The sequence below is a fragment of the Corallococcus carmarthensis genome, assembly GCF_003611695.1.
GTDB lineage: Bacteria > Myxococcota > Myxococcia > Myxococcales > Myxococcaceae > Corallococcus > Corallococcus carmarthensis.
On the sequence record NZ_RAWE01000272.1, the window covers coordinates 1 to 11895 of the forward strand.

The 11895-nt window shown below is 70.6% G+C and carries 6 protein-coding genes; 4 read left to right on the plus strand and 2 right to left on the minus strand.

Features of this window, described 5'->3' with window-relative positions; translation table 11 throughout:
* Window positions 1–122: 122 nt before the first annotated feature.
* Complete coding sequence (locus tag D7X32_RS39530) at window positions 123–1178, minus strand: esterase/lipase family protein (protein WP_120607693.1); 1056 nt, start codon at window positions 1176–1178, stop codon at window positions 123–125.
* 286 nt (window positions 1179–1464) lie between these two features.
* Here D7X32_RS39530 and alaS point away from each other — a divergent pair, with 286 nt between their 5' ends.
* The 4 genes from alaS (at window position 1465) to D7X32_RS39555 (ending at window position 10458) form a co-directional block, all read left to right on the plus strand.
* On the plus strand, window positions 1465–4158 hold the full coding sequence (gene alaS / locus D7X32_RS39535; RefSeq protein ID WP_120607697.1) for an alanine--tRNA ligase: 2694 nt from the start codon (window positions 1465–1467) through the stop codon (window positions 4156–4158).
* Window positions 4155–4823 carry a hypothetical protein gene (locus D7X32_RS39540; RefSeq protein ID WP_120607694.1) on the plus strand — a complete coding sequence of 223 codons (669 nt, stop codon included), beginning with the start codon at window positions 4155–4157 and terminating at the stop codon, window positions 4821–4823. The genes alaS and D7X32_RS39540 overlap by 4 nt, the downstream gene beginning before the upstream one ends.
* Window positions 4820–9730 (plus strand): TIGR02266 family protein, encoded by a 4911-nt coding sequence (locus D7X32_RS47250; RefSeq protein ID WP_244239441.1) that lies wholly within the window; start codon window positions 4820–4822, stop codon window positions 9728–9730. The genes D7X32_RS39540 and D7X32_RS47250 overlap by 4 nt, the downstream gene beginning before the upstream one ends.
* 104 nt (window positions 9731–9834) lie before the next feature.
* Window positions 9835–10458: a hypothetical protein gene (locus D7X32_RS39555; protein ID WP_120607695.1), complete on the plus strand. Its 624-nt coding sequence runs from the start codon at window positions 9835–9837 to the stop codon at window positions 10456–10458.
* Between the two features lie 39 nt (window positions 10459–10497).
* Here the strand turns inward: D7X32_RS39555 and D7X32_RS39560 are convergent, their stop codons facing one another.
* Complete coding sequence (locus D7X32_RS39560) at window positions 10498–11847, minus strand: glutamate--cysteine ligase (protein WP_120607696.1); 1350 nt, start codon at window positions 11845–11847, stop codon at window positions 10498–10500.
* Window positions 11848–11895: the final 48 nt, after the last annotated feature.

Here is an 11895-nt window from a genome sequence, read left to right on the forward strand (position 1 = left end):
TCTTGGGTCGGGCGTGGCCACGCCCCATTATTTCTAATCCGCCCCCGGCCCACGTCGAGCGTGGTGAGGCCCACCGTTCGCTGCCTCACCGCCCCCTCAGGCGAGCACCACCCCGTGAACGCTTACCCCTTGGGCATCTTCAGCGCCATCGCGACCAGCGAGAGGGTCAGGTCCTCGGGCTGGTAGGGCTTGAACGGGTTCAGCGTCGTCCCGGTCGAATCCAGGTGATCCAGTCCAGACAGGGTCACGGACTTGGAGCCGGGGATGAACGCGTCCTGCGGCAGCACCAGGCCGTCGGACTTCACGCCGTAGCGCTGGTGCATGTACTCCTGCATGGCGAACAGCGGCGACGTCGGGTTCGCGGTGGTGGAGGCCATGGAGACGGTGGGGATGCCCTCGGGCATCGGGTGCTTCGCGAGGAACTCCTTGCGCGAGTCGTACGTCAGGTCCTCACCGGCCTGGATGCTGCCGCCGAGCGCCTCGATGGCGCCGCCCACGCCGTAGCGCACCAGCGGGTTGTCCAGCAGGTCCTGCGCCATGGGCGAGCCGCCGTACGGCGACTGGATGGTGACCAGCGCGCGCACGTGCTCCTTGAGTTCCGGGTACATCGACAGGGCCGCCGCCGAGTCCAGGCCGCCCTTGCTGTGGCCGATGAGCACCACCTGCTTGCCGTTCTTGGAGGCCTCGAGCACCGCCTCACGGACAATGGCGGCGTTGTGCTCCACGCCCATGTCCGTGTCCACGGGCACCCGGCCCACCTGAAGGCCCTGGGCCTCCAGCGCGTCCAGGTTCTTGTCGAAGTAGATCTGCTTGGGCGCCGCCTCGGAGAGCAGTCCGCCCACGGCCAGGAACACGCAGTCCTTGGCCTCGGGGGGCATCACGTTCTGGCCCGCGCGCACCGCCTGGTTGAGCTTCATGAACTCCGCGGTGGAGTCCTTCGCGGGCGGATACGCCTTCTGGATCCAGCCGATCTTGTCCGCCTCGCCCTTGCCAGGCCAGGGGATGGGAAGGCGCAGGGCATTGACCTGCTGCGAACCCGCCGGAGCGCCCGAGCTGAAGCTGTCGCCCTTCACCACGGCGTTGAAGCCCTTCACGGAATTGGCCCGGGCAGGGGCCTCCGGCGCGACCCGCGTCTGGGTGGACGGCGTGAGGCTGGAAGGGCGCGTGACCTGGACCATGGGGGGACCTCGGGAGGGGGAGCCGAGTTGAGCAGCGGGGAGGCTTGCCTACATTGTCGGTAAATGGCGCCAGGAGTTGCGTGTCCCTACTCAGAAGGCGCGTAGAGACGGCGGACGGCGGTGATCCAGGACGGGGTTCGGCGAGCGTGCTGAACAGGGCGCCCACAAGGGCCCTGGCCGCTCCCCTGCCCCTCGGTCGTCAGCCCTGCCTACATGCTCCGTCCCACTGGGGATGACCCGTCCAGGAACTGCTGCGCCCGGCCCTCTTGTGGCATATACCCACACCATGCCTTCCGCCCTCACCGCCTCCCAGATTCGCGAGGCGTTCCTCCAGTTCTTCGAGGAGCGCGCCCACCGCCGCGTGGCCTCGTCCTCGCTGGTGCCCGTTGGCGACCAGACCCTGCTGTTCACCAACGCCGGCATGGTCCAGTTCAAGGACGTCTTCACCGGCCGCGAGCAGCGGGACTACCGCCGCGCCACCACGTCCCAGAAGTGCGTGCGCGCCGGCGGCAAGCACAACGACCTCGACAACGTGGGCTACACCGCACGCCACCACACGTTCTTCGAGATGCTCGGCAACTTCTCCTTCGGCGACTACTTCAAGGCCGACGCCATCTCGTTCGCCTGGGAGTTCGTGACGAAGCGCCTGGGCCTGGCCATCGACCGGCTCGCCGTCACCGTGTTCAACGGCGAGAACAACATCCCCTGGGACGAAGAGGCCTTCGAGCTGTGGGCCAAGGAGGGCGTGTCTCGCGACCGCATCCTGAAGCTCGGCTACAAGGACAACTTCTGGGCCATGGGCGACACCGGCCCGTGCGGCCCCTGCTCCGAAATCCACTACCACCAGGGCGACGACATCCCCTGTGTCGAAGAGGCCGCGGGCCGCAAGTGCCAGGGCGTCGCGTGTGATTGCGACCGGTGGCTCGAAATCTGGAACCTCGTGTTCATGCAGTTCGAACGCAAGGAGAAGGACGCGCCCCTCATCCCGCTGCCCAAGCCGTCCATCGACACCGGCGCCGGCCTGGAGCGCATCGCGTCCGTCGTCCAGGGCAAGCGCTCCAACTACGACACCGACCTCTTCCAGGGCATCCTCGCCACCGTCAGCGAGCTGTGCGGCAAGCCCTACTCCCAGGAGACCGGCGCCTCGCAGCGCGTGGTCGCCGACCATGCCCGCGCCACCGCATTCCTCGTGGCCGATGGCGTCCAGCCCTCCAACGTGGCCCGCGGCTACGTCCTGCGCCGCATCATGCGCCGGGCCATCCGCCACGGCGACACGCAGCTGGGCATCAAGGAGCCCTTCTTCTTCAAGGTCGTTGACCGCGTCATCGAGCTCATGGGCGACGCGTTCCCCGAGCTGCGCGACGGCCGCACCTTCATCCTCGAAGTCGCCAAGCACGAGGAAGAGGGCTTCCGCCGCACGCTCGACCGCGGCCTCAAGCTGATGGACGAGGAGTTGGCCAAGCTCCAGGCCTCCGGCGGCAAGCTGCTCTCCGGCGACGTCGTCTTCCTGCTGCACGGCACCTACGGCTTCCCGTGGGACCTCACGCAGATCATCGCGCGCGAGCGCGGCTACGACGTGGACCTGGAGGGCTTCAACAAGCTCAAGGAGAAGGAAGCCTCCGAGCAGGACTTCCACGGCGAGAAGAAGTCCACCACGGAGATCTTCCAGACCGTCCTCTCCCGCACCGCGCCCACCCAGTTCCTGGGCTACGACGGCGAGGGCCACGAGGGCGAAGGCAGCGTGCTCGCGCTCATGCAGGACGGCGTGGAGGTGCCCCAGGTCTCCGCGGGCGCCACGGTGGACGTGGTGCTGGACCGCACTCCGTTCTACGGCGAGTCCGGCGGCCAGCAGGGCGACACCGGCCGCATCGTCGCGCACGGCGGCAAGACCGTGGTGCAGGTGAAGGACGCGCAGCGCCCGGTGCAGGGGCTCATCGTCCACAGCGTGGAGGTGAAGGAAGGCACGCTGAAGGTCGGGGACATGGTGCAGACGTCCGTGGACGTGGAGCGCCGCAAGTCCATCCGCGCGAACCACTCCGCCACGCACCTGCTCCACAAGGCGCTCAAGCGCGTGCTCGGCGAGCACGTGAAGCAGGCGGGCTCCGTCGTCGCGCCGGACTTCCTGCGCTTCGACTTCTCCCACTTCTCCCCCGCCACCCAGGAGCAGTTGGAGCAGGTGGAGGACCTGGTCAACACCTGGGTGCGCGACAACGCGGATGCCCAGACGCGCGTCATGAAGCTGGACGAGGCGAAGAAGTCCGGCGCCGTGGCCATGTTCGGTGAGAAGTACGGCGACACCGTGCGCGTCGTCACCGTGCACCCGGAGTCCACCGAGCTCTGCGGCGGCACCCACGTGAAGCGCAGCGGTGACATCGGCCTGTTCAAGGTCACCAGCGAGAGCGGCGTCGCTTCCGGCGTGCGTCGCATCGTGGCCGTCACGGGCGTGGGCGCGCTCCAGTTCGTGCGCGAGCAGGAGCACGAACTCAAGAAGGTCGCGGCGCTGTTGCGCACGAACCCCAAGGAGGTCGCCCTCCGCGTGGAGGCCACCCAGAAGCGCGTGAAGGAGCTGGAGCGCAAGGTGGAGGAGGTCTCGGTGAAGGCCCAGTCGGCCTCGCAGAAGGACCTCATGGACCAGGCGCGCGAGGTCAACGGCATGAAGGTGCTGGCCACGCGTGTGGACCCCGCGGACGACAAGGTGTTCCGCGGCATGGCGGATCAGCTGCGCGACCGCATCGGTTCCGGCGTGATTGCCATTGGCGGTGAGAAGGACGGCCGCGCCGTCATCCTGGTGGCGCTCACCAAGGACGTCGTCGCCAAGGGCATCAGCGCGGGCAACCTGGTGCGCGAGATGGCCAAGGAAGTGGGCGGCAAGGGCGGCGGCAAGCCGGACATGGCTCAGGCCGGTGGCCCGGACGCGGACAAGCTGCCCGTGGCGCTCGAGAAGCTCTACGAGCTGGTGAAGGGCGCGAGCCCGGCGTGAGTCCCCGCGCTTCATCCCGCACCCAGCTGTTCCTGACGGCGGCCCTCCTTCTGGGGGGCTGCTCGAAGGAAGCCTCCACGCCCGAAGAGGGCCAGGAAGCCGAAGCGCGCACGCTCCAGAAGCTGCGCGCGGAGGCGGACCGGGTGAAGCAGGGCGGCACCGCGGCCACGCGTCCACAGCCTGCTCAGCGGGAGCCGGAGGAGTCGAAGCTGGCGGGCCTGGCCGCGGGCATGGGCGACAACGGGCCGCGCAAGCTGCGCCTGCCCGAGCGCAACGACACCGTGCACGTGGACACGGTGGCGATGAAGGTGACGGGGCTGGAGGCGTCGCACTCGGTGAAGGGCGGCTCCGGCAAGGTGGGGCTGGGGCTCACGACGGAGGAGCTGTTCCTGCGCGTGGAGCTCATCACCCAGAACGTGGGCGGGATGCCCGCGCCGCTGACGCTGGACGGCGCGAAGGTGACGGACGCGAAGGGGCAGACGTATCCGCTGGCGCGTGACGCGCAGGCGGTGGCCGGCACGAAGCCCCTGCCCACCACGTGGGCGCCCGCGCAGCGCACGGAGCTGGTGCTGCTGTTCGAGGTGCCACCGGACGCCGTGCAAGACGATGGGCTGGCGCTCGTGGTGCGGGGCTCCGGCGGGGACGTGCGGATCCCCTTGCGATGACCGGGCCGGCCCCCAAGCTCCTCCCCCTGCGCATCCGACTGCCGTACACGGCGGAGGAGGAGTTCATCGAGCGGTATGGCTCGAACGTGGGGCGCGGTGGAGTGTTCGTGGCCACGCGCGCGCTCAAGCCGGAGGGCACGGGGCTGGCGTTCGAGTTCGTCCTCGCGGACGGCACGCGGCTGTTGCGCGGTGAAGGCGTGGTGCTCAAGGCGCAGCCGGACGCGGGGAGTGCCCGCACGGGCATGACGGTGCGCTTCACCAAGCTGGATGCGGCGAGCAAGGCGCTCATCGATCGCATCGTCACGCGGCGGGGCGGGACGGAGGCGGTGGTGGCTTCGCCTGCCGCGCCCAGGACGGAGGCCGCGCCGCTGCCGCCAGGGCTGGTGCGGCGGATCCCGGCCGTGAATCCGTCACGGCCTGTCGCACGCGCCGTTACGGAGGCAGTGCCTGCGCCGGTCAGCCCGGCTCCGCCGCCGAAAGCGTCCATGACGTTGCCGGCCGTGCAGCTGCCCGTCGTCGCCGTCGCTCCGCCGGACCTGGCTGAGCCGGATGAGCCGGTGTCGCTCTTTCCGGAGCACGCTGCCGAAGAGGAGGAGGAACTCGCGCCACTTCCGGAGGTGGGCTTTTCGCAGAGGGCGCGGAGGCGTCCGGCCGACGCGGAGCTGCAACGGTCGACCCAGGAGATGTTCACGGTCCGGCCAGCGGCGGCGGTTGCGTCCTCCGAGAGCGCGGGTGAAGCCGGGACGCACTCGGCGCCCGATGAAGGCCGTGCCGGGACCGTCGGCGATGCGGAGAATGTCTCAGCGGATCCGGCTGCTGGTAGCGACGGTGGCGATGCATCCACGCCCGTCAGCTTCACTCCCGCGTCAGTGGAGGCGTTTGATCCGAACGCCGTGCTCGGAGCCCCACCCGCTCCCGAGCATTCCGAGTGGGTCTCCGCATCCGGGACGGAGGAGACCGGTGGCCTGGCCTCCGCGGGCGCTTCCGGCGAAACGGAACCCGCGCGCGTCGAAGCGACGGCCGTCGCGGATGAGGCGCGGGCGGATACCGACCAGTCGTTCGACTTCGACGTCGACCTCAGCATGGAGCCCGAGGCGGAACCCGCTTCGGCAGCGTCCGACTCCTCGTCCGCACCGGAGTTCGACGCTTCGGGAAGCGCCACGGCTCCGGCGCTCCCTCCGGAAGAGAGCAGTTCCCGGGCAGTGGAGGACTCGGAAGAGCGAGTCGGCACCGAGGCACCGTTCCATCCGGCGGAGCATTTCCCGGCCGCGCCGGACGCCGTCGCAATGGAAGGCGCTCCCGAGGAGGCACTCCCTTCCCCAGAGACCTTCTCGGCAGCTCCGGACTCCGAAGCGGTAGGAGACTCCCTCCCCGACACGTCTGCTTCCGACGTCGAGGCAGGCGCCCCGGAAGAACCGCTCCCGGCTCCGGAGCCAGGGGTGACGCCGAGCCAACGGGAGGCCGAGCGTCTTCGCGCATGGGGCATCGACCCGGATTCCCTTCCGCGCCAATTCAGCGCCGCCTCGGAGGACGTGGATCCGTTCAGCGCGGCGCTTGAACAGGCTGTCGAAGCAACCGCGTCGACGGTGGGCGAAGCCGCCCCCACGTCACCCGCCGATGAACCGGGACAAGAGTCGAACACGGAACCCGTGCTCGACGAGCCAGTCGTCACGACGTCGTTCGATGAGCACGCGGTGGATTGGAGCCATGCGACTGGCCCCGACTCCGCACCTCCGCAGGAAGAGGAAGACTCATCGACGGTCGTCATGGCCGAACTGCCGACCGAGGATGCATGGACGGCGCTCGTCGGCTCCGCCGCACCGCCTCCAGCCAACGACTCGACCGCCGCCGAAGCGGAGAAGCCCTTCGCGGCGGATGCAGCGTTCGCGGGCGACGCTCCGCTCGAATACGAACCTGCGTCGGTCCAAGAAACAGAGCACGAAGCGGTTCTGACCGCGGAGCCCCCTACCCCCTCCACGACCGCGGACGAGTCGGAAGCGCTCTCCACGAACGCCACGGCTTCGTCGTTCGTGGCGTCGCGCGAAGAGACACCGTACGCAGCTCCGGAAGCACCGCCCCCAGGGACCAGTGAGGAGGCTTCGTCCCCACCGGTCTCCACCCCAGCGGCCCCGGATGCCGCGACTGCGCTCGCATCTGACACGAAGCCGTCCGCTCCAGCGGCTCCGGACTCCTCGGCTGCGCTCGCTTCCGACCCCAAGCTGTCCGTTCCAGCAGCCCCGGACACATCAACTGCACTCGCGTCCGACGCGAAGCCGTCCGTTCCAGCGGCCCCCGACGCATCGACTGCGCTCGCTTCCGACACGAAGCCGTCCGCGCCAGCGGCTCCGGACACCTCGGCTGCGCTCGCGTCCGACACGAAGCCGTCCGGTCCGGCGGCCCCGGACGCATCAACTGCACTCGCGTCCGACACGAAGCCGTCCGTTCCGGCGGCTCCGGACTCCTCGGCTGCACTTGCGTCCGATACGAAGCCGTCCGCTCCAGCGGCTCCGGACTCCTCGACTGCGCTCGCGCCCGACACGAAGCCAACCGCTCCAGCGGCTCCGGACTCCTCGACTGCGCTCGCGCCCGACACGAAGCCGTCCGGTCCGGCGGCCCCGGACGCCTCGGCTGCACGTGCGTCCGACACGAAGCCGACCGCTCTAGCGGCCCCAGACGCCTCGGCTGCACTCGCGTCCGACGCGAAGCCGACCGCTCTAGCGCCCCCGGACGCCTCGGCTGCGCTCGCACCCGACGCGAAGCCGTCCGTTCCAACGGCTCCCGACGCCTCGGTTGCGCTCGCGTCCGACACGAAGCCGTCCGCTTCAGCGACCCCGGACGCCTCGGCTGCGCTCGCGTCCGACACGAAGCCGACCGCTCCAGCGGCCCCGGACGCCTCGGCTGCACGTGCGTCCGACACGAAGCCGACCGCTTCAGCGACCCCGGACTCCTCGGCTGCGCTCGCGTCCGACGCGAAGCCGACCGCTCCAGCAGTCCCAGACTCCTCGGCTGCGCTCGCGGTCGACACGAAGCCGACCGTTGAGGAAGCCCCGGCCGTAACACGCCGCTCGGACGAAGCCGCGCAGCCCGCGGCAGCACAGGCTCCACGCGCTCACGAAGCCACAGCTCCGGACAGCACGGCTTCGGCACAGCCGTCTTCGCAAGCATCCGCCGCGACGCCGTCTCCCCGTGCCGACGACGCCGCGCCCCCCGTCAGCATCATCGCGCCGCCGCCTTCCGCTGACGCACAGACCAGCACCGCCGCCGCGCGCAGCCGCCGCCGCACACTCTTCGACCTGGCCCCCGCCGTGCCCGTCAGCGCGCCCGCGGCGGCGGAGATCGTGCTCGGCATCGACGTGGGCACCTCTCAGGCCCGCGTCGCCGCGTTCATCGACGGCGTCGCCACGCCCATCCCCATCCCCGGCATCGACGGCTCGGGCCTTCCCTCCGTCATCGCGGTGAGCAGCTCCGGCGAAATCCAGGTCGGTGCCGCCGCCCTCGTCGAAGCCGCCCGCGCGCCCCGCCGCGCCGCCGTCGGCCTCAAGCGTCTGCTCGGCGTGCGCGCCCGCTCCCCGAACCTCCGCTGGCTCTCCCCGCAGCTCCCCTTCCCCATCGCCACCGACCTCCACGGCGACGCGAGCGTGGAGCTTGGCGGCCGCGTCATCGCGCCCACCCTCCTCACCGCGATGCTGCTGCGCGAGCTGCGCCAGGCGGCCACCACGTTCCTCAACCGCAAGGTGACGCGCGCCGTCCTCTGCGCGCCCTCGCACTTCACCGAACGCCAGCGCGCCGCCCTGCGCGAAGCCGCCACCATGGCCGGCCTGGAAGTGCCCCGCGTGCTCACCAACAGCGCCGCCGCGGCGCTCGCGTACGCGCACGGCCGGGGCCTCGCTCGCAAGCGCGTCCTCGTCGTGGACCTGGGCGGCGGCGGCCTGGAGGTCTGCGTCGTGCAGGTCACCGGCGATGACCTGGAGGTCGTCACCACCGGCGGAGACCCCACGCTGGGCGGCATGGACTTCGACGGCCGCATCGCCGAGGCACTCGTCAGCGACCTCTCCGAACAGGGCCACCCCCGCCCCGAACATCCGCTCGACTGGGGTCCCCTGCGCACCCTCGCCGAGTCCACCAAGGAGGCCCTCTCCACGAAGGACAGCGTGGACGTCGTCCTGCCCACGGGCCCCGGCCCCACGCTCGACCGCGAGCGCGTGGAGGCCCTCACCGCCGACCTCGCCCAGCGCGTCGTCTCCGTCACCCGCGAGGTGCTGGAGTCCAACGCCCTCTCCCCTCAAGGCCTGGACGCCGTGCTCCTCGTGGGCGGCCAGTCCCGCGCGCCGCTCGTGCGCCGCCGCCTGGAGGAGAGCCTGGGCGTCCCCGTGCGCGACGACGGCGTGGACGCCCGCACCGCGGTGGTGCGCGGCGCCGCGCTGCTCGGCCACGCGCTCCTGCTGTCGGAGACCGGCAAGCCCGCCGCCAGCGTCTCGGAGGTCCTCACCGCGCCCATCGGCGTCGCCGAGGACGCCGGCACCTTCCGCCGCGTGCTGGAGCGCAACACCCGCCTGCCCACGTCCAAGACGCTCGTCATCCCCCTCACCGTCCCCGGCCCGCTGGTGCTCGCCTTCTTCCAGGGCACCGCCCCCACCGTCGCGGAGAACGAATGGCTCGGCGCCCTCAGCCTCACCGTGGAGCGCCCCGGTGAGGTGGAGGTGCACCTGGAGCTGTCCACCGACGGCACCCTGGCCTTCAGCGCCACCCTGCCCGGCGCGAAGCGGCAGCCCGTGACGCTCGCGACGGAGGACCTGGACGACTCCGCCCGCGACGTCCTCCTCGCCCGCTCGCCCTTCCACACCGAACCGGAAGCCCGGCCAGGCGGCCTGCTATCCGGTTTGAAGAAGCTCTTCGGCCGCCGCTGAGGCCCTCGGCCCCCTGGCTCCGTCCTCCGGGCGGGTGCGCTGTCCGTCCCCTCCGTCCCAGCTTCCATTCCAGGTCCCACACTTCAAGCAGGAGGAGCCTGGACATGAGAAAGACTTCAATGATGGCTGGACTGGTGGCGGCCGGTGTCAGCGTGGCCGGCCCGGCGTTCGCGGTGGACGCGACGCAAGTGTCACGCAAGCTCAGCTACAACGAGGAGGGCGTCCAGGGCGGCCTGGACGTGGGCATTGGCCTGGGCGGCTTCACCGGCGACCTGGGCGACGAGACGGGCGTGGGCGGCCTGTTCAACATCACCGCCAACGCCCAGCCCTATCAGTACATCGGCGTGGAGGTGGGCTACGAAGGCCAGAACATCCCCATCGATGACGCCCGCGTGCTCGGCGGCAACCACATCTGGCGCAACAACGGCACGCTGCTGGGCAAGCTGGGCCCCATCGTCGACAAGAAGTGGCACCCCTTCGTGGGCGTGGGCCTGGGCCTGAGCTACCTGCACGCGTCCTCGGGCTCCCAGGACGTCTACAACAACGACTGGCAGACGGAGCTGCCCCTGGCCGCGGGCATCGAATACCGCATGGGCCACCTGTCCGCCGGCGTGCGCGCCACCTACCGCCTCGTCGGTGGCGAGGAGCTGGTCGAGGTCCCCGGCACCAACGACGACGCGAAGGGCAGCCTCTTCAACGGCAACATCACCGTGGGCGGCCGCTTCTAGCCCGCCGCCCCCAGGTCCGCGTCCGCGAAGGGCCGCGCTTCACAGCTCGAAGCGCGTCATCAACACTTCCGGACGCGGATCTTCCTTCCACGCGTCCAGCACCGCCTGCGCCGGCGACCTGCCCGACGCGGCCACCGCCTCCAGCGGCGCGAGCAGCGGCGCGTCCTCCGCGTCCAACCGCTGCAGTCCCCGCTTCGCGATGGCCACCATCTCCCCGGCCAGCCGGTGCAGCTCGCGCGGCCCCAGCTTCCCGGCCAGGCCCTCGCGGCGCGCGGTGTCGTGGAAGGCCAGGTGCTCGGTGAAGGTCAGCCGGGGCAGGAGCAGCTCCGCCTCCTCCAGCGCCTTCGCGTCATAGAGGATGCCGCGCCAGAGTGCCCCCAGGGCCCCCGTCATCTCCGCGCTGGCACAGTCCGCGCCGCGCACCTCCAGCACCTTCTTGAGCCGCACCTCCGGGAAGAGCGTGGACAGGTGGTCCGTCCAGTCCCCCATGTCCGGCGGCTTGCCCTCGTAGCCCTCCTTCATCAGCTGACGGAAGGTGAGCTTCGGGTGGCGGTATTCGCCCTCGCGGCGCAGGAACAGCAGCGGCGCGTCCAGCGCCCAGTCCACATAGGCCTGGTAGGAGAACGAGCCGTCGAACCAGGACGGCAGGTAGCCGCACCGCGTGGGGTCCACCTCTTCCCAGACGCGGCTGCGGAAGGACATGTAGCCGGACGGCTTGCCCTCCACGAGCGGGCTGTTGGCGTACAGCGCCACCAGCAGCGGCGACAGGCGCGCCACCGCCACCGTCTTGCGCACGCAGTCCGCTTCGTCCGCCCAGTCCAGGGACACCTGCCCGGTGGACGTCATCAGCATCATGTTCAGCGCCAGCCGGCCGCGCTCCGGCAGCGTGCGGCGCATCACCTGGTAGCGCGTCTTGGGCATCCAGGGCATCTCCACCCCACCCGCCCCTGGCGTGCCCACCGGCCGGTACCCCAGCGCCACCAGCCGCAGGCCCAGCGCGGACGCCGCCGCCTTCGTCTCCTTCAGGTGCTGGAGGTTCTCCTGGTGCGCCTCCCGGGCCGTGTGGAACGGGCTGCCAGACAGTTCGAACTGCCCGCCCGGCTCCAGGGAGATGGCCGCCATCCCGCGCTGCAGCGCGATGACCGGCGACTGGGGCGTCTCCCGGAAGGGCTCGTAGCCGCCCGGGGCGATGCGCTCCAGCAGGGCCCCCACCCCGTTCGGTCCCTCGTAGGGCACGGGTTGGGCGGACCCCACGGGATAGATGAACTTCTCGTGCTCCAGCCCCAGCCGATGCTGGGTCCGGGGCTTCTCCGCCTTGCGAAGCTCTTCCACCAGGGGGGCGGAGGAGGTGAGGGGCTCGGAGGCCACGCGCTTGAGGTCGAGGGACATGAGGGCGCCCTATATAACGGGGGCCGTTGGCCTTGCCCTCATTTGAGC